Below are 23,075 nucleotides of genomic sequence, written 5' to 3'. Positions count from 1 at the left end.
TTACTCCGTGAGCCATCAACAAGTTTCCAGAATCAATGACGTGCTGTTTTACATTCACCAGGACATTAGCAGAGATTTATCGGCTAAAGAGCTAGCAGATGTAGCAGCCTATTCTGAACAGCACTTCCATCGTATTTTTAAAGATGTGGTAGGGGAGTCTGTCCATCAATATATCCGTCGAACAAGAATGGAATACGCCGCCAATCAACTGATGTTTGATACCAGCTCATCGGTGTTAGACATTGCTAACAAGTGCGGCTTTAGCTCGGTATCTTCTTTTAGCCGAGCGTTTAAAGCAACGTTCGCTATGTCTCCTGGCGCGTGGCGAAAGCATGATTTACAAGTCGCAGAAAAGCCGTATCTAAAAGATCCGGAAGTGGCTGCGGGTTATCATCGGGTTGCTAAACGCGAGTTGCCAGAACCTAAAATTATGGAGGTTCCACAACGCTTTGCGGCTTATGTGCGGCATGAGGGTTATAGCCGTTCCATTCGCAATGCGTGGCTAATTTTGAAGGCGTGGGCAAGCTCTGAGAATCGGGACTTTTCGGTTCAATACGGTTTGCATCACTCCAACCCCGCTTGGGTCGAGCTCGATAAGTGTCGCTATGTGGCTTGTATGGCGATTGATAAGCCGCTTAAAGTACGCGGTGTCGTGAATCAAATGACGATTCCGGGTGGTTTACATGCTGTTTTTCGCTTAACAGGCGTATATGGAGAGCTTCTTCCTCAATTGAGTATGGTGTTAGAGAAGTGGTTGCCGAATTCAGGCTTTAAGCAGCGTTCTACTCCCGCTTATGTTCACTATCATAAAAACCATTTCCTCAGCCATGATGAGGCGTTTGAGCTGGACTTCTATCTTCCCATCAGTTTTTTCTAACCGGAGTACTTATTTACTATCCATAAGGAAGAAAATGCTAAGCTCTATATGGTGATTTTTTACAAATAATTGAAAATTAAATGAACATCGATCATGTAAAGCTATTTGTCCGTTTGGCTTCGACACACAACATCAGCATGGCTGGTCAGGAGCTTGGACTTTCTCCTGCTGTCGCTAGTGCGCACATCAACAAACTTGAGGACAGCTTAGGAGTTCGTTTAGTTCATCGCACCACACGCAAAGTTTCCTTAACTGAAGAAGGGCAGGCTTTTTTACCTCACGCGGAGGAGGTCCTTGCAACAGTGGAGGCAGCAAGGGGAGCTGTTGGCTCAGGGCAGAGCGCGCCAACGGGAGTATTACGTATAACCGCCTCTGCAACTTTTGGTCGCTTGCATATTGTGCCCGCATTAAAAGGTTTTATGGCGCGTTACCCAGGGTTAACCGTGGACTGCCGATTTTCTGATTCCATTATTGATCTGGTTGAGGGAGGTTTCGATGTCGCCATTCGTGTCGCTGAGTTGAAAGATTCTTCATTGGTCGCAAGAAAGCTTGCGCCAGATCGTCGTATTATCGTTGCATCACCAGATTATATTGAACAATTTGGGAGGCCTAACAAGCCCCAAGACTTGACGAATCATCAATGTATTAACTTAGTTGGAATGAATAATTGGTCATTCAATACAAAAGATGGAATGGTCAATGTAAGAACTTCTGGTCGTTTTAAAACTGATAATGGTGATGCGATGAGAGACGCGACGGTAAACGGGTTAGGTATTTCTATCAACTCGGTTTGGAGTGTTTATCAAGAATTACAAAGTGGTCAGCTAGTGGAAGTACTCGAAGATCACCCTTTAGCGATGGATGCTGGGATTTGGGCTGTGTACCCAAGCTCTCGTTTAATTGCGCCTAAGGTGCGTGCCTTTATTGATTACTTTGCTGAATACTATGGCACGCCACCTTATTGGGAGTTTGCGGAAAAGTGATAATAAGTTTCAATTATCGAATACATTGTTTTTAAGGTCCGAATAAAAACGAACCTCAAGATAATTCTTAATTGTTATTAATAGAGTTTGCTTAGGATTAATTCAATACTATCAATTATCTGCTGTGTTTTGCTTTGATCTAATGCATCAGGGTGTGGGGGCGCGAATGCTTCAATGTCATTATCGAAGTACATACCATGCGCTTGAGCAAACTCTTCTGATAGCGCAGCGCGAGTTAGAATATCTGCTCCTAAGCGGATATCACCACCAGCAACCCCATAAGCATCTTTAACCATCTTACTACCTAGGAATGATTTTGGGTTTACTGATACCAACATAGGGCCAGTGTTCTTAAGCTTTAGTCCGATTGCTCGTGACCACATCGTTAATGCCAATTTGCTTTGGGCATATGCTTCGCCATCTGACAATGGTTTATTACCGACTAAAGCGCTAGTGTTTACTGTTGTTTGTGCAGCTGAAGACAAATTAACCACACGACCCGTATCACCGAGCAACGGCAATAGCTCTCTAGTGAGTAAGTAGGGAGCAATGGTGTTGACTGCGAAGCGTACATCAAGACCCTCTTTAGTTCTTGGATTTGGTGTTGCGTACACACCAGCATTGTTAATGATGACGTCTAAACGATTGAACCGTTCTGTTATCTCCATCACTATCTGTTTTACCGCATTGGGAGAGGATAAATCAGCAACAAGGCTTTCAACTTTACCACTTTTCATCTCCCTCAAACTTTGCTCAACTTGTTGAATTTTATCTATATTCCGGCCATGGATTATTACGTGTTGTTCACGGTTAATTAACATTTTCGCGGTTTCTAAACCAATACCGTCAGTAGATCCAGTAACTAGAATTGTCTTTCGCATGATCGCTCTCATTGTTGAGGGTTATTATAGAACGATCATAGTGGCATCTTTTGCATTCGACTATTGAGACTAAAAAGAAAACACTTTCTAGGAAAAATTGAAAATAACTTTGTTGTTCTTTTTGTGGACGGTGCGACGAATTAACGTCTCATTAGATGCTACGGTTATACATGTGGTGCTCAAAAATTAGGCACTGTTTTGTACTCAAATAATAGCCAAGAGGTCTCTATGTTAGGTGAAAATCACTCATTAACTCATGAATTCCCAGAACATTTGGATACCATTACTCAGCTTACCGAAAACGATGCATCATTTGCTGAAACCGTTAAAAACTACAATGCTTTAGATAAGGAAATCCGCGTACTAGAACTTCAAGGAAGCCCGATTGATGATCACGAAATGAACGTGTTAAAACATAACCGGGCTGAGCTCAAAGACTGGCTCCACTCGCGAATAATGGGTTCTTAGTGACGAAATGATCATCGGCTCGTAAATTGCGGGCCGATTTTAGTTCCAATGGACGATGCCAAGTGTGCAAACATTAGGAGTGCTGAGCAGGAGCTTGGAGCGGCAGGTGACCAGTTTTTACCCAAATGATCGTTTCTTGCTCTACAAAAGGAAAATGCTCGCTCATATGTGGGCTTCGAATCCAAGAGAGAGCGGGATAGGTACCTAGCTCGTCTCTAAACTCTCCTGACAATACGAAAATTTCTTCACCACCAAAGTGACGGTGTGGTTGAAACTTCTCACCTTTTGGCCATTTAACCAACGCGACATGTTCGTGCTCAAAATTATGCAGCGGCATGACTTGCAACCCACCGACACCACTCTGCCAGCTCGCTTGGTTTGTATTAATGCGAACTGTTTCAAGATCCTCAGATTCGAACTGATTTAGTTTAACTAAAATCACACAGCCTTCTTTGCTAAATGGTGCGTGTTGACTTCCTGGAGGGTTACGAAGGTAAGTGCCGGCAGGGTAGTCACCGTATTCGTCAGAGAATACTCCCTCGAGCACCAATATTTCTTCTCCTTGAGGGTGAGGATGAGTCGAAAACTGCGAATTTGGCTCGTATTTAACGACGCTGGTGGTATGCCCTGATTCTTTGGCTTCTCGTTCCAAAGGTTTGCGCCACACACCTTTGGAAGGGCTGGCGATCCACTCCTGTTGAGCAGTATCTATCACGATTCTTTTTGAAAAATCCATATTCAACATATTGAAATTCCGTTACTTATTTAATTACTAATTCTCATTAGTATACGTATAAAAAACATCAATTGATTCATTTGTTGATAGCCCAATTCATGGATTGAGTACGAACATGAAATCGGAGCCTAATTTAAATTTCTGCTTGTGTAATGAGAATTGTTATATTATAACATCGCAAAATTAAATGTTATAACATAACAAAAAGGAAAAAGTAGTGAATAAGAAATTAGTGTCTCTCGTGATCGGTAGCATTTTTGCATCCCCTGTTTTTGCCGACACACTATCGAACCCACAGATTGGTGTTGTTGTTGATGGCTACTACCAAGATGGCCAACGTCATAATTCTGAGCGCGAAGAAGGCTTTGGTCTAGGCCATACGGAATTAAACTTCTCATCAAATATCGACGACAAGTTTTACGGCGCATTGACCGCGGTTCTTGAAAGTCATGGTGATGAGACAGAATTAGAGCTTGAAGAGGCATTCATCGAAACTTTGGCATTGCCATATGGTGTAAACGTGCGCGCTGGCCGATTCCTATCTGACTTTGGTTACCTGAACAACCAACACATGCACACCGATAGCTTTGTTGAGCGTCCAATTGCTTATCGTACTTTCCTTGGCTCGCACTACTACGATGATGGTGTACGTGCAAACATCGTGTTGCCAACCGACCTTTATGTAAAACTTGGTGTAGAAGCGCTCAGTGGTAGCAAAATGTCTTCTGTCGAAGATGGTTCTGAAGTTGGCGTGTACACCACGACGCTGAAGCTTGGTAGTGACTTCTCCGAATCTTCAAGTTGGCAGTTTGGTTTAAGTTACCTGCGTAACGAAAACGGCAAGGTTAAAGAATTCGAAGATCACGACCACGGTCATGAAGAAGAGCATGAGCACGATCACCATCATGGCGCAGCAGTGACAGGTGCGAACCTTTACGGTGCTGATTTTGTTTGGAAATGGGCACCAGACGGTAATTACAAATACAGCAACTTCACGCTATCGGCTGAATACATGCTGTTAGACGGTGTGGTAGATAGCAAATATAAAAACGATGCAGAGTCACCAGACAACTTAAGCGCTTACTATGTTTCGGGTGTTTATCGCTTCAACCCAAGCTGGTCAGCAGGTCTACGTTACGGCGAAGCAGAAAGCTACGATGGTCATGCACATGGCGACCACATGCATTTTACTGAGCTGAATGATAAAGAAATGGATGCGATGATCGCATGGGATTCTTCTCACTTCGGTACTATCCGTGCGCAATACACTCGCATTGATAACCAAGACAGTGAGACAGACAACGTGTTCACTCTGCAATACGTGATGACATTTGGAGCGCACGGTGCTCATGCGTTCTAAGCTGACATTAAATAAATGCAGTTTGGTGATGATGGCGGCAGGAGCTGCCATCATTGCTTCGCCTGCTTCGGCTCTAAACATTTTCGTTTGTGAGCCAGAATGGAAAGCCTTTCTTGAAAGCCACGCGCCAGATGCCAGTATTTATTCAGCGACAACGGCTAAGCAAGACCCACATTACGTACAAGCTCGTCCTTCTTTGATTGCGAAGATGCGCCAAGCGGACATGGCAATGTGTTCGGGCGCAGAGCTAGAGGTGGGGTGGTTACCTATGCTGCAAGTTCGTAGCAGCAATGCGGCGGTGCAAAATGGTGCGCCGAGCATGATCTACGCGACGGACTTCGTGCGCATGTTAGATACTCATGCTCACGTTGACCGTAGCATGGGAGATATACACGCTCACGGTAACCCACATGTTCAATTTGCGGCAAATGACATGATTCCATTATCTCGTAAAGTCACGGAGCGCCTAAAAGCGATTGATCCCGACAACGCACAAAGTTACCAAGTGAATGGTATGAAGTTTCGTGCTCATTGGCGTAAAAAGCTTAAAGAATGGAATGAGAAAGGGGCTGCTTTAAAGGGTAAGCAAGTTGTCGGTTATCACGCGACGTATCGTTATTTGTACGATTGGCTCGGAATGAAGCAGATTGCCGATCTCGAACCTAAACCGGGCATTTCACCGACCACATCTCACCTGCAATCACTCACCAAGTTAAATGCCGACAGTTTTGATGCGATTGTTTACTCCTCTCATCAGGATCAGCGTCCAGCGAACTGGTTGCAAGATCATACTGACAAACCTGTGATTCAACTGCCATTGACCGTTTCTGAGGGTGAAAGCTTGGATGAGATGTACGATCAGGTCATTGATGATTTACTGGATGTGTTAGTGCCGCCCGTTCCTGTGAGGATCTAAGTATGGCGGATTATGCATGGCTTTTACCTGCGGTTTTGTGTGGTTTAATTGCGTTGGTCGGCAACATCGTTCTGGGGCAACAAGTTCTTAATCGTCAGATCATCTTTATAGATTTGGCGGTGGCGCAAGTTGCGGCATTGGGGGCAGCACTAAGCCACTACTGGTTGAGCCAATACGCGCTGTTCTCAGGCTCATTCTTTGGCGAAATGATTGGCCCTTGGGTGATGTCTTTGATGCTTTGCGGTTTGATTGCCTTAATGGAGAAACGATACCAGCAACATTTAGAGCCCATGATTGGCAGCTTGTTTGTCGTGTCTGCATCGCTGGCGATCCTGCTGGTGAGTAAAGACCCACACGGCGGAGACTTTATTCAAGGCATTCTTAATGGGCAATTGTTATGGGCGACTTGGGCAGACGTTTGGCCTCTGGCACTCATTACCGCTGCGATGTTGCTATTGGTTTGGTTAAAACCTGCGTTTATGCGCGGTAGTGGTTTTTATCTGATCTTTGCAATCCTGATGCCCATTACGGTCAAGTTAACCGGCATTTATTTAGAATTTGCTTTGTTGGTTATTCCAGCTTTATGTGCGGCAGCATTGAAGGGAACTCGATTCTTTGTCGCTAGTATCAGCATTGGTATTGTTGGGATCTTATCGGGTATTGCCGCATCGGCTCGCTATGACTTACCGAGTGGTGCGAGTATTGTGATCACCCTGTTTATTGCTGGCATGTTGTTTAATCTCTTGCTTCAGCCTTTTCTGGTGATAATAACAAAACCAGCTTTTGTAAGAGATTAAGAGACAAGTAATATTGGTCTGATGAAGTAGTATTTGATTAATCAGACCAATACTTTTCTATCCAAGTCCTCCAATCGTGTAACTTTGCGCCTTCCAACACACTTTCTTACGTTGATCTTGCCATAGTCATCAAGTTGCCTTGATTAGTTCACATTCGACTCCCAGACTGTTTCTATAGTTTTTATAAGATATAAAAGACCCTGCGTATGAGAAGCGCAGCTGTAACGCGACTAGGCATAAAAACAAAAAACGCTAGGGATACAAGCGAATTTGTAATCTCAACATTTAAGGAAGACCAAGATGAAACCGGAAAAAGTAGCAGTAGTCACTGGTGCGGCTCGTGGTATTGGCCAAGCGATTTGTGAGCAATTACTGGAGGATGGATTCCACGTAATCGGGCTAGACATATCGCCCGTGGAATGGAGCCAGTCGGCGCAGCTAAGCAGTTATCAAGTCAACTTGTGTGATGCCGAAGCTGTCAGTGAAGTGGTAGAAAGTGTTGTAGAGCAGCACGGAAGAATCGATGCTCTGGTTAACAACGCGGGCATCACTCGAGATGCACTGTTGCCAGACATGTTAGAGCAAGACTGGGACAGCGTGATCGACGTGAACCTAAAAGCGGTGTTCTTACTCACCCAACGTGTTGCTCCTGTCATGCTAGAGCAGGGCACAGGCAGTATTGTTAGCATTTCTTCTATAGTGGGAACGGATGGTAATATCGGCCAGAGCAACTACGGCGCAAGTAAAGGCGGCGTCATCTCAATGAGCAAAGGCTGGGCGAAAGAACTTTCAAGAAAGGGTGCACAGATACGCGTCAACTGTGTCGCGCCAGGCTTTATCGCCACCGACATGACCAAGAACCTGCCAGAGAAAGTCATTCAAATGATGAAAGGCAAAACCCCATTAGGGCGCATGGGCTCAGTTCAAGATATTGCCAATGGCGTCTCTTTCCTAACCTCAGACAAGAGCGCCTACATCACAGGCCAAGTGCTCAAGATTGACGGTGGGTTGGTATTATAGCTCGTTAATCAAAACCCAAAATAAAAACGCCTTTTACTTATATGAAGGGCGTTTTTGTTTGAGGAACCCGACTTATGTGAGTACTACTAATAGAAAGCTTCGATTTCGCTTCGAGTTGAGTTTTTGAAGCAAAAGGCCAATACGTTTGAATAGCGTCGGGCGTCTCCTCTTAAACACTGCATTCCCTAAAGCACAGTATTCCCAAAAGAAAAGCCCACCGAAAAGCGGGCTTTGCTCTCTTTTAGTAACGAGAAGAATAACTAGTAGCTCGCTTGAATGCTGACACCGCTATAGTTTGAGTAACCTTGAATCATGACGTGATAACGTCCACTTTGCGTCGCACTGACCGTACATGTTTCATTGTTACCGTATTTGAAAGGTCGGCAGTCCCATGCATTCAGTGCTGGTTTTGCTCCAAAACGGAGATACAAATCCGCATCACCACTTCCACCATACATTTGTACGGTTAAACGCTGCCCAGCTTCTACATCAACATAGTAATACGCTACTTGACCAGTTGAACCACTTAAACCACTTACTGGCACGCCCGAGGTTAATTTGCCTTCTGGGTCCGGTGTTGGGTCTGGGCCACCGCAGTCTTGGCCACAATCTGCATCCGTTAAGCTATAAAGTAGCTTGTTCACGCTGCCTCTTGTGTCCGTCACTTTTCCGCTAGTTGCGCGGCTAACGATCAAGGCCTCTACTTGGCTTGGAGACAGTGAACTGTTTTCTTGAAGATACAATGCTGCTACACCCGCCACATGTGGCGTCGCCATCGAAGTGCCACTAATGGTTTTGTAGCCACCGTCATACCATGCAGATTTGATTTGTGAACCTGGCGCAAATACATCCACACAACTGCCCCAGTTTGAAAAACTCGAACGTGCATCCGTGCTAGTGGTCGATCCGACAGTTACTCCGGAAGCAACGCGTGCTGGAGAATAGTTACACGCATCGGCGTTGGAGTTACCTGCTGCTAGCATAAAGCTGACACCTGACTGAACCGCACTTTGCACCGCACTATCCAGAGCGACGGATTGACCGCCGCCTAAACTCATGTTGGCGACTGAAGGTCCGGAAGCGTTCGCAGCCACCCAGTCCACACCGGCAATAACACCAGAAGTAGAACCCGATCCGGTACAGCTCAATACTCTCACGCCGACAAGGTTGACGTTTTTCGCAACACCATACAAGCTGCCGCCAATGGTGCCCGCTACGTGTGTGCCGTGTCCATTACAGTCACTTGCATCTGCATCGTTATCGACAAAGTCATACCCTGAAACTGAGCGACCACCGAACTCAACATGCGCGTTATTCACACCAGTATCGATGACATAAGCCGTTACCCCAGTCCCATCAAAGTTGGCACTGTAGTTGTTATCGAGTGGCAAGTTTCGTTGGTCGATTCGGTCTAGTCCCCAAATGGCATTGGTTTGATTTGCGTCTGCCGAGACTATTGGGTCAAGCGATAGGATTCTGTCTTGCTCAATGTAGTCCACACGAGGATCAGAACGCAGATCTTTTAGTTGCTCAGGACTCAAGTTAGCGACAAATCCACTTATCGAGTGGTCAAAAACCGACTCCACTTTTACCGAATACAAACCAGACATGCGGTCTACGGATTGTTGCGTGAATTGCTCGAATTCCGTTGAGTTGCTCGCCATCATTTGCGGTTGTTGAAATACCACTATGTAGCGATCTGCAATGGCGATCTCGTCCGGTGCGAGCATTAATGTGGCTGGTAATATGTCCGGAGCTTGTTGTAACTCTGCACTGTCCGCAATCTCATTGGGTTGCGAAAAAGCGAGAGAAGAATGAAAACAGAGTGCGGAGGTGATACAACAACTTAGTAGTTTCTTTAACATAAAATGTTCCTCGAAATCATAGTCTTGTTGATTTTTACCTAGTACCAAACTGTCAACACGAAAACACAGACAATCAGCGTAGTGCGTGCTGAAGTGACGTTACACAAGTCAAACTAGACAATGAGCAATCATATGCATAACTGATAATAATTCGCATACTCAGAAACATGATCAATAACCAAGCTTTATTGAAATTGAAATGCAAAGATTCATTTAGACTTAGAGCAAAATCCCTAAAATAGAATAATTCTACACACCTGAAATATTGCCTGTTATATGACTTCATCTTACCGATAATTTACGCAATAAAAACCTAACTATCCTTTTATTGGTCATAACTCAAATCGGTTGATAGATGTTAATATAGCCACCTGATTTCTGATGTTTTTAACTCATGGTTACTATCCAAGTTCAATATCGTTTCTGTAATAAAACAGAGCCCGTTCGTGAACATGGAAAAGGGCATTCTGGCTCTCCTCGCTCCAGATGTATCGAGTGTCGAAAGAGCTTTAACTCGATTACGTTTACGAAGCCCGCAAGCCAGATGTAAAAGAAAAAACTGTTGATATGTCAATGAATAGCTCTGGCGTTAGGGAAACAGTACAAGTGTTGAATGTCGTATACAACACAGTATTGAGTACTTTAAAAAATCTCGCCAAGGTAAGTAACCTCAATGCCTTTCGATAAAGCAAATATAAGACTAATTTGTAAACTTGAAAGGCTAGCTGTATTGGTTGAGGTATATGAGGAAAACACTTCCCCATTTAAGAACTGAAACACACTTTTGCCCCTTTATTGGTGTCGTCAAAAAGCCTACGGTCATAGTTAGCCGAGTTTTGCACAAATATTGCTAATGTGAAGAGGCAAAGATTTTTCATTAAAAGGTGGTTTTGAATTGATATCGTCTTTGTACCAAGGCTATTTAGGGATTAAAGACCATCAAACATTCTGTAAATGTGCACAGAGCTTGTCTTTTTAGTTAAAATACCTAAGAAATCAAGCATATTGCATAGCAAAACAATTCACTTGCTTACTGTGTGATCTATGCACTGTTGGTAAAATGTACTTTTGAAATGAAAGTATATGATATGCCAATAGAATTCCCTAAGCCGAAACGGTTAACAAGTGCTGGATATGCCCCAGTTCAGGAGGATACCCCTCTCGCTCCCCCAACTCCAACCCCAGCGCTCGAACCTGAGCCTGTAGCAGGGTTTGAGTGCCGTATTAAGATCTATGCACCAAAATCCGATCTCTCTAGTCTGAAATTAGGTGTCTTCTCTCTTAGTAAATCTGATAATGAGGAGAGCATTAAACGCTGGCACTCTGAAGAGGCGTTAGACTCGGCAAGGTATACCGTGCTCACAGGAGAGTGCCATGTCGAAGAATCAAAAAAGCTGATTCATGAGTTTCATCAGAATTTTGGCATCAGCACATCCTTTGACGTTACGCCAAGACCGATCGGCTCTGAATACTTTAATGCTGAGTTTATCCCCTTGTTGCCATCTCTAGAGAGCGAGTCTAAGTTAGGTTGGTCTTTGCATGGCTTCTATTACTACTTCTACGAAGGCAAGTTGTTGTATGAATTCGATATACTAGGTGACGGCAAGTGGGGTTGGCGTATTACTCAATCTTCATCTGATGGCATATCTAATACCCTCGCAAGCAATCAGATTTTTAATTCTCTACTGGTTCCAGTGAAAATTGAAGGAAAAGAACCAGGGAAACAACACATACTCTATTCCCGTGCTAAGTTGACCAACGAACAACTGAGCGAAGTGAGTATGGCTTGGCTCGACGAAAATGCGACACTGATTGATACGGCTCTTCTTGTTTCTTCTTTACAACAGCCTCTTCTACCAAGAGAAACACCTTCTGATATTAACGATACCGCTGCCAAAGAAATTCAAACCCATAAAGTGAATATGAAGGATAATGGACAGCATGAAAGTTGGAGTGACATTGCAGGGTATTACGACCTTAGCCCGAAAGAACTCCTCAAATTAAACCCATCATTCGAACAAGATCCGATGGCTTTAAGAGCTGGCGATGTTCTTATTGTTGAAAAATCGGATGTTGGCGATGAAGCTCAAGAAACCAAAGAATCTCCCTCACCGTTAACGGAGATAAAAGTTGGCGAGAGCTATGTATTAGGTAATACATGGGGGAAGTACAATCAGCCACTGCTTTCTCCGTCAATGAAACACATCTTTGAGCTTCAAGGTGTTTCTCAGACAACACCAGTCCTCAATGTAAAAAAGTCGATGAAAAAGTACTACGGATTGGGGTGTTCTTTGATGAAACTGGGCAAAATCATCTGAATGATCTCTACAAAGAAACACGTGGAGTAAAATCACGCACTAATGTGGCACGGCTATTTGAAATTTACCCATTAGATGATGATACCAATAAAATTTATGTTGCAGGGGTCGGGACTGTGGATGGAGCGTGGCAAACCCCAGCCTTGATAGATGAAGGAAAAGATGAGGTCGATCTAGCTCAGGCGTTTGGTGTCAGCCCCAATAATTTAGAGAAAACATGGACGTTCATTGATAGGGCTTATAACCTTGTCGCTGACGATACTGGGGCATTTTATAAGTGGCAAAATTGGACAAAACAATTTTATGGAATTATCACTGATTTGATCCGCCAGCAAAAATACCAATCTATAACACATATTGAGTTCGATGTATTTGGTTTTAGTCGCGGAGCGGCTTTAGCTCGTCACTTTGTTAATGCCGTTAAAGATGGGTTACCTGATTATAATAAGCCGCGTGATGGAGAGTCATTCGGTGAAGTTTTCCCAAACTTATTAGCACACCAAAATGATATCAGTAGCCAGCTTAAACATGGTTATTATCCTGACGAGACACGTACCTGTAGTGTTCGCTTTGTTGGGCTGTTCGATACCGTAGGCTCGTTCTATCTAGCAGGAAACAACGATGAAGGCAATTTTGAACTAGGACTTGATACTAGTTGTGCTGAGCGTGTATTACAGATAAGCGCCCATCACGAATACAGAAAAAACTTCCCTCTAACGTCACTGCTACCTAGCGATGGCATTCTACCTTCTAACTTTTATGAGGAGGTGTTTGCTGGCTGTCACACAGACATTGGTGGCGGTTATCCTTCAAAAGAGCAGTATGCAAAGCAAGGTTTACCTGAAAGGTATGGCATGCCTCTGTCTGCAACTTATAATCGTGAGTTAATAAAAACAGAATCTATAAGGGAAGATATACAAGCACAACAGAATGTTTATGGAGCCGCCGCATACAGTGAGCGCCTACACAAGCAAGCTCAAGATGCTTGGAATTTGGAATGCAGAACTAAGGGTTTATATGGTGTTGTGACACTGGTGAATGGCATCCTTTATTATTACGAGTTACAGCCTATTAGCAATGCTCTTTCGGCTTTGCCATTAGAAAGAATGAAACAGCAGGCAGAGGTTGCAGGTGTTAATTGGGATGACGAAAAGCTCGCCTATCAACAAGATTTTAGTCAATTGACAGGAAATGATGTGGCTTTAAAAACGTTGAACGAAAAGCTATTAGCTCAACCGTTAGGAAGCATTGCACCAACACATTGGCAGGGTGAGATTAGCCAGTATGGAAAGGAATGGATACATCGGCCTCATGATGCTCTAATCAACGCGGGGTGTGAGACTGCTATGGACAATCTTGTTAACGCGGTAACGAAAGAAGGAAACCAACTCAAGCGAGTGGTATTTGATAATGAAGTATAGATTTTTAATTGCTGTAAGCATGTGCTTTTTACTTAATGGTTGCTTTGAGAGTAAGCCAGTTTCAGTTGCGAGCATTGGCAATGCAGGGTCTTTAAGTGGTCCTCATTTTATTCGTGATATGTGGGTCAGTGATATATATGGTGGAGGTGCAAGCTTTGCGTATGGGAGCGTTCAGGGCTGTTGTGCTAGCGCAAGCATTGGCATTGGTATCCCTAGATCCATAAAAGGTAAATGGGAAAATGGAGTTGGTGGCGGCTCATCCCGTGAAAAGTGGCAAAAGCGTTGGAAGCCCGAATGGGGTAATTTCGATGAGAATTATGACACTAAATGGTTTCGAATTGATGATGCGATAGATAGTGAGCTTGCCAAGAAAAAAATTGAAACAATGAACCATTACTACAAGAACCATCATGCAAACCCAGTCATGAAGCTTCTTGTAAATAATGATAGGGTCTTACTTTTGTACGCTTACGGCTGTACTCCAGAAATAAACGATGACTGCACGGTCAGAGAGGGAGCAGACCCTAATGGATGGGTTCAAGTAGCACCGTATAGCAAGCATAAGAACTCAACTGTGGTTGTTCTTTATGAAGGCAGAGGTGAGGTCTCAGACAAACCATTCACGGATAATACACCTTAGTCATTGAAACTGCCGATTTTCCATGCCTTAACCTGTACAACCTTAGCCCACGTTCATCTAACCTAACAGTGGGCCTTTTCACTTTGTCATATCTGTAGTTATTTATGGTTTGCTAATGTTTGCTTTTCCGAAACTCATTTTTGTCCAAAAATGAGTTTCGTTAGCTTGAATTAGAATAACAAAGCGCTCTTCACAGAAAGTGAAGGGTGTTTATCTCGTCTTAACTGCCTTTCATGTCTTTTGAACCAAGGTATCGAGATCCGCTTCGCTCCTAGTTATGTTCAACCTTAGCTGCTACTTTTCATCAACAAATAGAGATGAGTTACCATCAAGTAGCATAGGGAAGCTCGTGAGCACTATTCTCTCAAATGAACACTAAACTCCTTCTTTGTAGCCTGTCACCTTCAAACTACTTCCTTTAGGGCTAACAATTAACTCAAATGTGCGCTGGTTAATGATTTTTCTGTAAGTAACACAATTGAACGTGATAGAAGTAACAAAATCACCTCTTTGCGGTAACGTTCCCGAAAAGTTTATATATTATCGCCCTCATTGATATAAGTAGTAGAGACGCTCTGAGTACGAGCGCTCTGAAATTCAGGCTTTAGATGGACATTTAAAGTCACCATAAGTTTGCGATTTTTTTTTGGGAACGTTTGCAATATGCCTAAGTATAAATTTACGTGAGACTATGGAAATGAAACTACACACTTTGACGATGGCAGTAGTGCTTGGACTGGTTACTGCACCTGTATTCGCAGCAACAGATGTTGACGCTCTTGAAAAGCGAATTAATGAATTAGAACAGAGACTTGAGCAGACAGAAAAAGCATCCACAGAAGCAAATGAGAAAGCCTCAAGCTTTGAGTTTCATGGCTACGCTCGTTCCGGGCTGCTCATTAATGATGATCTGAATGGTGCAGTGGGTACTGGTCCTTACATGACGGCAGCTGGTGCTATTGGCGCGCCAATTGGACGATTAGGGGTTGAGGATGATCATTATGTGGAAGCAAACCTTATTCACAAACGCTTTGCAGATGATGGTTCCAGCTCATTGTTCCGAATCATGTTGGCAGATAGTACGGAAACCAATAACGAATGGACAGCGAGTGAGAGTCAATTAAACGTTCGTCAGGTATATGCTGAGCTAAACAAGTTGAGCATGTTCTCTGAATCAAGTGCGTTTGCTGACGCGACGTTTTGGGCTGGTAAACGATTTGACCGTGATAACTTTGACATTCACTTCTTTGACTCGGATATTGTTTTCTTATCTGGCACTGGTGCTGGTGTGTATGACGTCCAAATGAGCGAATCATGGAAAGCAAACTTCTCGATCTATGGTCGTGATTTTGGTGAGATTGATAGCTCGTCAACGGATGTTGAAAACTATATCGCGACAATGAACAACCGCTTCGGTAATTGGCAATTGATGCTGAGCGGCATGACGTCAGCTGATAACAATGATCGCGTAGAAGGAGCAGCGGACAAAGGTTTACATGCGATGTTTGCCTACCATGGCGATAACTTCTTTGGCATGAGTGAAGGCTTCTCTAAAACCGGTATTTTGATGGGTGATGGATTGGGTGCGGAACTTAAAGGCATCGGTTCAAACGGAGATTTGTTAGAAGACGCAAAAGCCGTACGCTTGTTTAGCTATGGTGTAACACGCATCGGCGACAACTGGCGTGTAGCACCTGCGTTGCTAGCAGAACACAGCCAAGATCGCTTTGCTAAAAATGATGAATTTACGTGGGCATCGTTCAACATCCGCTTAGCGCAAGAGTTTACGCAGAACTTTGAGATGGTTTATGAAGGCTCATACCAATACATGGACCTAGACAATGCGATTGATAAAGCAAGTGGCAGTTTTTACAAAGCGACAATTGCACCAACGCTTAAGATGTCTACCGCTGCAGGTTTCTTTGACCGTCCGGAGCTACGTTTTGCAGTTAGCTACGTTGATTGGAGCGAAGACTTGAATGGCTACTCGATTAGCCAGGATGCGGGTGCTGCAACGATGGGTGATGGTGGTGAAGTTCTGTTTGCACTGCAAATGGAAACTTGGTTCTAAAGGGATCTAACCGACAAAGAGTAATAAGAAAAGCGCCAACTGATTTCAGTTGGCGCTTTTTCATTAACAGGACTGACGCTCAATTGTTTTGAATGTTAGTACCATCTTACTCATTTCAAAACTTCTGTTGGCAATTCTATCTAGTAGCAGTTTCGCACCATTTTCACCCGCTTTATCAAATGCATAGTTAAATGTTGATAAGGTTGGGGTGCACACTGATGCGAGCTCATCATCACCAACTCCTAGCACTAAAACGTCTTTACCCGGTGTTAACCCGAGCTCTTGAATCGCTCTCATCGCACCGATAGCAATACGGTCTGTCGCACAGAACAAGCCATCTAGCTTAGGGTTCTTTGTTAAGTGTTGTTTTGCCAATGAATAGCCAGAATCGATGGTAAAGTCACCACGAGCATGGAAGGAAATCTCAAAACCATGATGCTGTAGCGCTTGAACAAATCCTTCAGAGCGTTGCTTATCTACCGCGATATCGTCACCTTGCACACCAATAAAACCCATGGTTTGGCAACCTTTTGCAACCAGTCTATTTCCCGCTTCAAACCCTACTCGTGCGTCATCATGAATGATGCTTGGAATATTAAACATGGAACCATCTTGACCGACGAGCACAACTGGAACGGCTGAGTTTTGAATTGCTTTTACCAGTTTGGAATCGAGGTGGGTGGCGTAAAGAATGATCCCTTCAACCCGTTTTTGGTTAAAGATCTGAATGTATTCCAGTTCTTTTTCGTGGGCTTGGTGAGTGCTAGCAAGTAAGACATGTTTCCCGGCTTTTTCAAGGACATCGGTTAATCCATCGACACCTTGGGATGTGGCATGAGAGGAAACCCGAGGAACAATGACACCAACCAGATTGGTCTTTTGAGATTTTAGATCTTTAGCGACTTGGTTCGGCACATAGCCACACTCCGCTACTGCTTGGCGGACCTTCAGTTTTGTCGCTTCTTTTACGCCATACTCATCGTTTATAACCCGTGACACTGTTGATTTTGATACGCCAGCCAGACGGGCGACATCATGCAGACTCGCCATTGTTCCTATCCATTCTGTTTTTCGTTTTTGGGATTGTTTGCAAAGAGAAGATGAAAAGCTCTTTGATAAGTAGCGATTCTAACCTCCTATACTGCTCTTAGGGAGAGAATTTGACGATCATTCTCACATTCTCTCTGCTTTATCTTTGATCATTTGGTTTTATTGAGCAAAAATCTGTTTTGCAAACGTTCCCGAAAATATCGCAAGCTCAGATAATAATCCAATGGGGTATGAAATGAATTATCCGGCAGTAGCAAAAGAGTTGTTAACTCTATTAGGTGGTAAAAGCAACATCACCGCACTTGCGCATTGTGCGACACGCTTACGCCTTGCCGTTGCAGATGAGCAAAAAATAGATGAACAAGCGATTGATAACCTTGAAGGGGTCAAAGGGCAGTTCAAAGTTGCGGGTCAGTACCAAATCATTTTTGGATCAGGCATCGTAAACCAAGTTTATGCAGAAATGGCGAAGTTGACGGGTATGAGTGAAATGTCCACCAACGACGTTGCGTCTGCTGGCGCAGAGAAACAAAACATCGTTCAGCGCGCGGTGAAAGGGCTGTCTGATATTTTCGTCCCAATCATTCCCGCAATCGTCGCTGGCGGTTTGTTGATGGGTATCTATAACCTATTGACTGCTCAAGGTTTGTTTATTGATGGCAAATCTTTGATTGATGCCAACCCAGGACTGACAGACTTGGCGAACATGATCAACACGTTTGCGAACGCTCCGTTTGTTTACCTGCCTATTTTACTGGCATTTTCAGCCAGTAAGAAGTTTGGCGGCAACCCATATTTAGGGGCAGCGCTAGGTATGTTGATGGTTCACCCTGACTTGCTGAATGGTTGGGGATTCGGCGGCGCATCTGTGTCTGGCAACATTCCGGTTTGGAATATTCTTGGTTTTGAAATCCAAAAAGTGGGTTACCAAGGTTCAGTGTTACCAGTTTTGGTATCGGCATTCATTCTTGCGAAGGTTGAGCTAGGCTTACGTAAAGTCATACCTTCTGTTTTAGACAACCTTTTAACGCCATTACTGGCGATTTTCATAGCGGGTTTGTTAACGTTTACTGTCGTCGGTCCGTTCACGCGTGATATCGGTTTCCTATTAGGTGATGGTCTGAACTGGCTATACAACACAGCTGGCTTTGTTGGTAGTGCGGTATTTGGTCTTATCTATGCTCCATTTGTTATTACTGGTATGCACCACAGCTTCATTGCGATTGAAACGCAACTTCTTGCGGATATTGCGACGACGGGCGGCACCTTTATCTTTCCTATTGCGGCGATGTCTAACGTTTCTCAAGGTGCAGCAGCGTTGGCGGTTGGCGTGATGAGCAAAGATAAGAAGATGAAAGGTATCGCGATTCCATCTGGTGTTACGGGTTTGCTGGGTATTACAGAGCCAGCCATGTTTGGTGTTAACTTAAAGCTACGTTACCCATTTATTGCGGCAGTTTGCGCCGCGGCGTTATCGAGCGCGTTCATTACAATGTTTAATGTAAAAGCTCAGGCATTGGGTGCAGCAGGTCTTCCAGGCATCATTTCTATTACGCCAGAGAAGATTGGATACTACATCGCGGGTATGGTGATCGCGTTCTTGACCGCATTTGTTCTCACCATTGTTCTTGGTATGCGTGACCGCGCTAAAGTCGGTAGAAAAGCAGCGGCTTAATCTGAACTCCTTAAGGGTGGAGTCCCCCAAAATCCACTTCTTTTCCTAAATGTTTGGGGTGCTAGCCAAGCACTAATGGCTTGGCTAGCCTTTTTCAATTTTTACTTGGTAGTGAAGGTGTTCAACACGTTGGACTATCAGGGCTTTAATTTCAAGGTAAGCAAGATGAATCAAGTGTGGGTAACTGGTGATGCTGTTGTCGATCTAATACCGGAATCTGAGACTTCTTTACTCAAATGTCCCGGAGGTGCACCAGCGAATGTCGCCGTAGCAATTGCTCGTCTATCTGGTAAGAGTGCGTTTTTTGGACGTGTAGGTGATGACCCATTTGGTCGCTTCATGCAATCAACGCTCGATCAAGAGGGCGTGAGCACGGAGTTTCTCGTTAAAGATCCTGAGCAAAGAACATCAACAGTGGTGGTGGATTTAGACGAGCAAGGTGAGCGCAGCTTTACGTTTATGGTAAAACCGAGCGCTGATCAGTTTATGTCTGTTGAAGACATCCCTAACTTTAAGCAAGGTGATTGGCTGCATGTCTGCTCGATTTCACTGGCAAATGAGCCAAGTCGAAGCAGCACATTTGAGGCGATCAAAAGAGCAAAAGCCGCTGGTGGTTTCATTAGCTTTGACCCTAACCTGCGTGATGAAGTGTGGCAAGATCAATCAGAAATCCAAGCTGTCGTAATGAAGGCTGTAGCGATGGCTGATGTGGTTAAGTTCTCTGAAGAAGAGCTTTTGTTCTTAACTGACTCAACATCGATGGCGCAAGGTTTAAAACAAATAGCCTCTTTGAATATTGCTTTGGTCTTGGTGACACAAGGTGCGAAAGGTGTTTGGCGCGTCTTTGAAAGTCAGAGTGAACTGATCACAGGTCAAGTCGTTAGTCCGATTGATACCACAGGTGCGGGTGATGCTTTTGTCGGAGGGCTACTGGCATGCCTGTCTCGGTATGACGATTGGAAAAATCATCCTGTTGTTAGCTCTGCGATTCAATGGGCAAATGGCTGTGGTGCATTAGCGACGACGCAAAAAGGCGCAATGACCGCGCTTCCGACCCAGACAGAGTTGCTGCAATTTATTGGGCAATGATCTTCAGATCCAATTTCAGTTGAGAAAAATTATGAGCTTAAACAACCGTTGGACTGTAGAGCAAAGATATCGCCGACTTGAGCAAATCCCTCAGTGTGATATCGAAGAAATGACACTTTCACGTCAGCAAGATAAAGGCTTTCCTAGTTTTCATATCGCCCCTAGATTTGGGCTGTTAAATGACCCAAATGGGTTGTGCTATTTCAATGGTGAGCACCACATCTTTTACCAGTGGACGCCTGTGGGACCAGTCCATGGAATGAAGTATTGGTATCACCTTTCTACTAAAGACTTCATCCATTTTACTGATCATGGCGTGGGTCTTCATCCCGACCAAGACTACGATTCACATGGTGTCTATTCGGGCGGCGCTTTGGTGGAAAACAACAAGGCTTTGCTGTTTTTTACTGGCAACAAGCGTGACCAAAACTGGAATCGAATCCCAACACAGTGTTTTGCCACCATGGATTCAGACGGCAGCATTGAAAAGCACGGTGTAGTCATTGAGAACGAACATTACACGGAGCACTTTCGTGACCCAAAAGTTTGGAAGAAAGGCGACGACTATTTGATGGTGGTGGGTGCTCAAACCAAAACCGAGCATGGTTCTATGGCGCTCTATCAAAGCAAAGATTTGAAAACGTGGCAGCATAAAGGTCCTATCAAGACCAAGTTCTCTGACCTTGGGTACATGTGGGAGTGTCCTGATTTATTTGAGATTAATGGTCAATCGGTGATGCTGTTTTCTCCACAGGGCGTGAGCAGTAGTAATCCTTATGATTTCAAAAACATCTATTCTGTCGCGTATATCGTGGGTGATCAGTTGAACCTAGAGTCGATGACTTTAGAAAACCACCAAGATATTTTACAGCCAGATTATGGGTTTGATTTCTACGCCCCACAAACCTATTTAGATGAGAATGGGCGTCGCATTCTTATTGCATGGATAGGGTTGCCAGAAATCGACACGCCATCGGTCACACACCAGTGGGCAGGAATGTTGTCTCTTCCTAGAGAACTAACGTTGAAAGATGGTTTTCTTGTTCAAACTCCACTCCCTGAATTGGAGAGTTTAAGAAAAGAAGAGGTAGTCTTTGCACAGTCCCATACACTGGAAAGCACAAGTTGTTTGATCCAATTAGACCTTGAGGGCGATGGCTTTGAACTTGAGCTGAGTAACCTCAAAGGTGACAACATCGTCTTTAGTGCGACAAAGCACGAGTTTATGCTGGACCGTCGTCACATGTCTCATTTGTACGCAGAAGAATTTGGTAGCATTCGAAAAGCACCAAGATTGGACGCTAAGCAGACGATTGATATATATATCGACAATTCTGTCATCGAGATTTTCATTAATGGTGGCAAACACACGATGACCAGTCGTTTCTTTATTGATGACCTGAATACGGTAACGTTGAGAGGGTTGGAGCAAGCAAGGCTTTTCCCTTTGAAAGGTATTTCTGGTTTGTTTGAATCAGCTAAGTAACGGTTTTGAATACATTAAAACGCTCTTCATTGATTTAGTGAAGGGCGTTTTTCTTTCTAACTATCTAACTTAACTGCCTATCACGCACGTAAGTTGTTTGAACTAAGGTATCCAGAACAACTTCATTCTTGGTGACTTTGAAGTTTAGCGGTTGTTCTAAATCCCCAAATAGAGGTGCGCCGCCGAGTGTAGCTTACTCATCGTTGGCATCTCGAACCTAGTTCACATTACCGTGACGTTTTTACTTATAGCGTGAAAGAAAATCCCATAACCAAAGGTTCTAACTAAAAGAGATTACAGGACTTTTATTTAGCGAATTCGACCTAATATCTTGAGTATGCCTAATCGCAGTTGGCGAAGAGGTGATGTTAATAATGCTTGCTGGCGCGTAAGACCCGTCAGTTTGAAGATGCATTCAAACACAATAAGGGAAAACAATGGCTAACGAATACATTCCACCAAAAGTTTGGACAAACGATAATGAAAACGGCGGTCAGTGGGCGAGCATCAACCGTCCGGATTCTGGCGCACGTCATGAGCAAGAGCTTCCAGTTGGTGAGCACCCATTCCAACTTTACTCAATGGGTACCCCAAATGGTCAGAAAGTGACGATCATGTTTGAAGAGCTTTTGGCGGCTGGCGTAACGGCAGCAGAATACGATGCATACCTGATTAAGATTGGCGATGGCGACCAGTTTGGCTCTGGCTTTGTGGCTGTTAACCCAAACTCTAAAATTCCGGCATTGGTTGACCGTTCGGGTTCTGAGCCAGTGAACGTGTTTGAATCTGGCAACATCTTGTTTTATCTAGCAGAGAAGTTTGATCATTTCTTACCAAAAGAAGGCGCTAAGCGTGCTGAGGTAATGAACTGGTTATTCTGGCTGCAAGGTTCTGCGCCATATCTAGGCGGTGGTTTTGGTCACTTCTACGCGTACGCACCAGAGAAGTTCGAGTACCCAATCAACCGCTTTACAATGGAAGCAAAACGTCAGTTAGATGTATTAGACAAGCGTCTTGCGAACAATGAATTCCTAGGTGGCGATGAGTACAGCATCGCTGATATCGCAACATGGCCATGGTACGGCAACCTTGTGTTGGGTCGTGCTTACGATGCGGCTGAATTCTTAGACGTAGAAAGCTACAAAAACGTTGTGCGTTGGGCAAAAGTAATTGATGAGCGTGAAGCGGTAAAACGTGGTCGAATTGTGAACCGTTCATGGGGTGAAGAATGGGAGCAGTTACCTGAGCGCCACAGCGCAGAAGATATTGATAAAGTATTGAAACTTAAACCATAAGCAATCTTGGCCTAGCTACGTCAAATGAGTTTAGTTTTATCTATGCTTATACAGTGACCTTAATCAAATCTATAGCGCACCATATACGGTGCGCTATTTTTATTCTCATTTAGTCTCGAAATGCTAA

Annotated in this window: 19 protein-coding genes and 2 pseudogenes; 16 read left to right on the top strand and 5 right to left on the bottom strand. The window is 44.1% G+C overall.

Translation table 11 applies throughout. From position 1 onward, the window contains the following. Window positions 1–7 precede the first annotated feature (7 nt). Entirely contained in the window at window positions 8–877 is an 870-nt protein-coding gene (locus R7P35_RS06395; protein WP_005387011.1) for an AraC family transcriptional regulator, read from the top strand. An 80-nt stretch (window positions 878–957) separates the two neighbouring features. Further along, window positions 958–1,860, top strand: coding sequence for a LysR family transcriptional regulator (locus R7P35_RS06390; protein ID WP_017633593.1), 903 nt, complete (start codon window positions 958–960; stop codon window positions 1,858–1,860). 77 nt (window positions 1,861–1,937) lie between these two features. Here the strand turns inward: R7P35_RS06390 and R7P35_RS06385 are convergent, their stop codons facing one another. Further along, a complete protein-coding gene (locus R7P35_RS06385) occupies window positions 1,938–2,741 on the bottom strand; it encodes an SDR family NAD(P)-dependent oxidoreductase (RefSeq protein ID WP_213910124.1) in 804 nt (267 codons plus the stop codon). A 228-nt stretch (window positions 2,742–2,969) separates the two neighbouring features. On the opposite strand from R7P35_RS06385, the gene R7P35_RS06380 reads away from it, so the two are divergent. Continuing rightward, window positions 2,970–3,209 (top strand): YdcH family protein, encoded by a 240-nt coding sequence (locus R7P35_RS06380; protein WP_005373737.1) that lies wholly within the window; start codon window positions 2,970–2,972, stop codon window positions 3,207–3,209. A 73-nt stretch (window positions 3,210–3,282) separates the two neighbouring features. Here the strand turns inward: R7P35_RS06380 and R7P35_RS06375 are convergent, their stop codons facing one another. Further along, complete coding sequence (locus R7P35_RS06375; RefSeq protein ID WP_054574565.1) at window positions 3,283–3,954, bottom strand: cupin domain-containing protein; 672 nt, start codon at window positions 3,952–3,954, stop codon at window positions 3,283–3,285. 208 nt (window positions 3,955–4,162) lie between these two features. Here R7P35_RS06375 and R7P35_RS06370 point away from each other — a divergent pair, with 208 nt between their 5' ends. The 4 genes from R7P35_RS06370 to fabG all read left to right on the top strand — a co-directional run bounded on the left by R7P35_RS06370 (window position 4,163) and on the right by fabG (window position 8,038). Continuing rightward, window positions 4,163–5,305 (top strand): hypothetical protein, encoded by a 1,143-nt coding sequence (locus R7P35_RS06370; RefSeq protein WP_017633595.1) that lies wholly within the window; start codon window positions 4,163–4,165, stop codon window positions 5,303–5,305. Further along, entirely contained in the window at window positions 5,295–6,221 is a 927-nt protein-coding gene (locus R7P35_RS06365) for a metal ABC transporter solute-binding protein, Zn/Mn family (protein ID WP_025767961.1), read from the top strand. The genes R7P35_RS06370 and R7P35_RS06365 overlap by 11 nt, the downstream gene beginning before the upstream one ends. A 2-nt stretch (window positions 6,222–6,223) precedes the next feature. After that, window positions 6,224–7,018: a metal ABC transporter permease gene (locus tag R7P35_RS06360; protein WP_213972241.1), complete on the top strand. Its 795-nt coding sequence runs from the start codon at window positions 6,224–6,226 to the stop codon at window positions 7,016–7,018. Between the two features lie 300 nt (window positions 7,019–7,318). Beyond that, a complete protein-coding gene (gene fabG / locus R7P35_RS06355; protein ID WP_042523233.1) occupies window positions 7,319–8,038 on the top strand; it encodes a 3-oxoacyl-ACP reductase FabG in 720 nt (239 codons plus the stop codon). 260 nt (window positions 8,039–8,298) lie between these two features. Here fabG and R7P35_RS06350 read toward each other — a convergent pair whose 3' ends face one another. Continuing rightward, on the bottom strand, window positions 8,299–9,903 hold the full coding sequence (locus R7P35_RS06350; protein WP_213906691.1) for a S8 family peptidase: 1,605 nt from the start codon (window positions 9,901–9,903) through the stop codon (window positions 8,299–8,301). A gap of 394 nt (window positions 9,904–10,297) precedes the next feature. Here R7P35_RS06350 and R7P35_RS06345 point away from each other — a divergent pair. From R7P35_RS06345 to R7P35_RS06325, 5 genes and pseudogenes are all read left to right on the top strand, one after another. Then, window positions 10,298–10,621 (top strand): annotated as a pseudogene (locus tag R7P35_RS06345) (IS1-like element transposase); the annotation flags it as partial. A 370-nt stretch (window positions 10,622–10,991) separates the two neighbouring features. Beyond that, the gene (locus tag R7P35_RS06340) at window positions 10,992–12,221 is read left to right on the top strand and encodes a LysM peptidoglycan-binding domain-containing protein (protein ID WP_258458567.1); all 1,230 of its coding nucleotides are present in this window, start codon (window positions 10,992–10,994) and stop codon (window positions 12,219–12,221) included. After that, window positions 12,188–13,642 carry a T6SS phospholipase effector Tle1-like catalytic domain-containing protein gene (locus R7P35_RS06335; protein WP_258458568.1) on the top strand — a complete coding sequence of 485 codons (1,455 nt, stop codon included), beginning with the start codon at window positions 12,188–12,190 and terminating at the stop codon, window positions 13,640–13,642. Before R7P35_RS06340 ends, R7P35_RS06335 begins: the two co-directional genes overlap by 34 nt. Then, window positions 13,632–14,282 carry a hypothetical protein gene (locus R7P35_RS06330; RefSeq protein ID WP_213899216.1) on the top strand — a complete coding sequence of 217 codons (651 nt, stop codon included), beginning with the start codon at window positions 13,632–13,634 and terminating at the stop codon, window positions 14,280–14,282. Before R7P35_RS06335 ends, R7P35_RS06330 begins: the two co-directional genes overlap by 11 nt. Window positions 14,283–14,979: 697 nt before the next feature. Next, window positions 14,980–16,353, top strand: a complete 1,374-nt coding sequence (locus R7P35_RS06325; protein WP_258458596.1) for a carbohydrate porin — start codon at window positions 14,980–14,982, stop codon at window positions 16,351–16,353. Between the two features lie 63 nt (window positions 16,354–16,416). On the opposite strand, the gene R7P35_RS06320 is transcribed toward R7P35_RS06325, so the two are convergent. Beyond that, the gene (locus R7P35_RS06320) at window positions 16,417–17,403 is read right to left on the bottom strand and encodes a LacI family DNA-binding transcriptional regulator (protein ID WP_258457546.1); all 987 of its coding nucleotides are present in this window, start codon (window positions 17,401–17,403) and stop codon (window positions 16,417–16,419) included. Between the two features lie 235 nt (window positions 17,404–17,638). Between R7P35_RS06320 and R7P35_RS06315 the strand changes: the two genes are divergently transcribed. The 3 genes from R7P35_RS06315 to R7P35_RS06305 all read left to right on the top strand — a co-directional run bounded on the left by R7P35_RS06315 (window position 17,639) and on the right by R7P35_RS06305 (window position 21,653). Continuing rightward, entirely contained in the window at window positions 17,639–19,078 is a 1,440-nt protein-coding gene (locus R7P35_RS06315) for a sucrose-specific PTS transporter subunit IIBC (RefSeq protein WP_318091872.1), read from the top strand. A gap of 165 nt (window positions 19,079–19,243) precedes the next feature. Continuing rightward, window positions 19,244–20,167 carry an aminoimidazole riboside kinase gene (locus R7P35_RS06310; protein WP_170890198.1) on the top strand — a complete coding sequence of 308 codons (924 nt, stop codon included), beginning with the start codon at window positions 19,244–19,246 and terminating at the stop codon, window positions 20,165–20,167. Window positions 20,168–20,198: 31 nt separating this feature from the next. After that, window positions 20,199–21,653: a sucrose-6-phosphate hydrolase gene (locus tag R7P35_RS06305; protein WP_042523221.1), complete on the top strand. Its 1,455-nt coding sequence runs from the start codon at window positions 20,199–20,201 to the stop codon at window positions 21,651–21,653. 64 nt (window positions 21,654–21,717) lie between these two features. Here R7P35_RS06305 and R7P35_RS06300 read toward each other — a convergent pair. Further along, a pseudogene (locus tag R7P35_RS06300) lies at window positions 21,718–21,837 on the bottom strand (dihydrofolate reductase); the annotation flags it as partial. A 253-nt stretch (window positions 21,838–22,090) separates the two neighbouring features. On the opposite strand from R7P35_RS06300, the gene yghU reads away from it, so the two are divergent. Beyond that, on the top strand, window positions 22,091–22,948 hold the full coding sequence (yghU, locus tag R7P35_RS06295; RefSeq protein ID WP_005373705.1) for a glutathione-dependent disulfide-bond oxidoreductase: 858 nt from the start codon (window positions 22,091–22,093) through the stop codon (window positions 22,946–22,948). Window positions 22,949–23,075: the final 127 nt, after the last annotated feature.

The sequence above is a fragment of the Vibrio sp. Vb0304 genome (assembly GCF_033338995.1).
Lineage (GTDB): Bacteria > Pseudomonadota > Gammaproteobacteria > Enterobacterales > Vibrionaceae > Vibrio > Vibrio alginolyticus.
This window is presented reverse-complemented; position numbering and strand designations above follow the sequence as displayed.

Excerpts from the sequence above, each read along its gene's own strand:
- R7P35_RS06310 (WP_170890198.1), top strand. The coding sequence starts at position 19,244 with ATGAATCAAGTGTGGGTAACTGGTGATGCTGTTGTCGATCTAATACCG.
- R7P35_RS06365 (WP_025767961.1), top strand. The coding sequence starts at position 5,295 with ATGCGTTCTAAGCTGACATTAAATAAATGCAGTTTGGTGATGATGGCG.
- R7P35_RS06320 (WP_258457546.1), bottom strand. The coding sequence starts at position 17,403 with ATGGCGAGTCTGCATGATGTCGCCCGTCTGGCTGGCGTATCAAAATCA.
- R7P35_RS06380 (WP_005373737.1), top strand. The coding sequence starts at position 2,970 with ATGTTAGGTGAAAATCACTCATTAACTCATGAATTCCCAGAACATTTG.
- fabG (WP_042523233.1), top strand. The coding sequence starts at position 7,319 with ATGAAACCGGAAAAAGTAGCAGTAGTCACTGGTGCGGCTCGTGGTATT.
- R7P35_RS06305 (WP_042523221.1), top strand. The coding sequence starts at position 20,199 with ATGAGCTTAAACAACCGTTGGACTGTAGAGCAAAGATATCGCCGACTT.
- R7P35_RS06390 (WP_017633593.1), top strand. The coding sequence starts at position 958 with ATGAACATCGATCATGTAAAGCTATTTGTCCGTTTGGCTTCGACACAC.
- R7P35_RS06350 (WP_213906691.1), bottom strand. The coding sequence starts at position 9,903 with ATGTTAAAGAAACTACTAAGTTGTTGTATCACCTCCGCACTCTGTTTT.
- R7P35_RS06340 (WP_258458567.1), top strand. The coding sequence starts at position 10,992 with ATGCCAATAGAATTCCCTAAGCCGAAACGGTTAACAAGTGCTGGATAT.
- yghU (WP_005373705.1), top strand. The coding sequence starts at position 22,091 with ATGGCTAACGAATACATTCCACCAAAAGTTTGGACAAACGATAATGAA.
- R7P35_RS06375 (WP_054574565.1), bottom strand. The coding sequence starts at position 3,954 with ATGTTGAATATGGATTTTTCAAAAAGAATCGTGATAGATACTGCTCAA.
- R7P35_RS06330 (WP_213899216.1), top strand. The coding sequence starts at position 13,632 with ATGAAGTATAGATTTTTAATTGCTGTAAGCATGTGCTTTTTACTTAAT.
- R7P35_RS06325 (WP_258458596.1), top strand. The coding sequence starts at position 14,980 with ATGAAACTACACACTTTGACGATGGCAGTAGTGCTTGGACTGGTTACT.
- R7P35_RS06360 (WP_213972241.1), top strand. The coding sequence starts at position 6,224 with ATGGCGGATTATGCATGGCTTTTACCTGCGGTTTTGTGTGGTTTAATT.
- R7P35_RS06315 (WP_318091872.1), top strand. The coding sequence starts at position 17,639 with ATGAATTATCCGGCAGTAGCAAAAGAGTTGTTAACTCTATTAGGTGGT.
- R7P35_RS06385 (WP_213910124.1), bottom strand. The coding sequence starts at position 2,741 with ATGCGAAAGACAATTCTAGTTACTGGATCTACTGACGGTATTGGTTTA.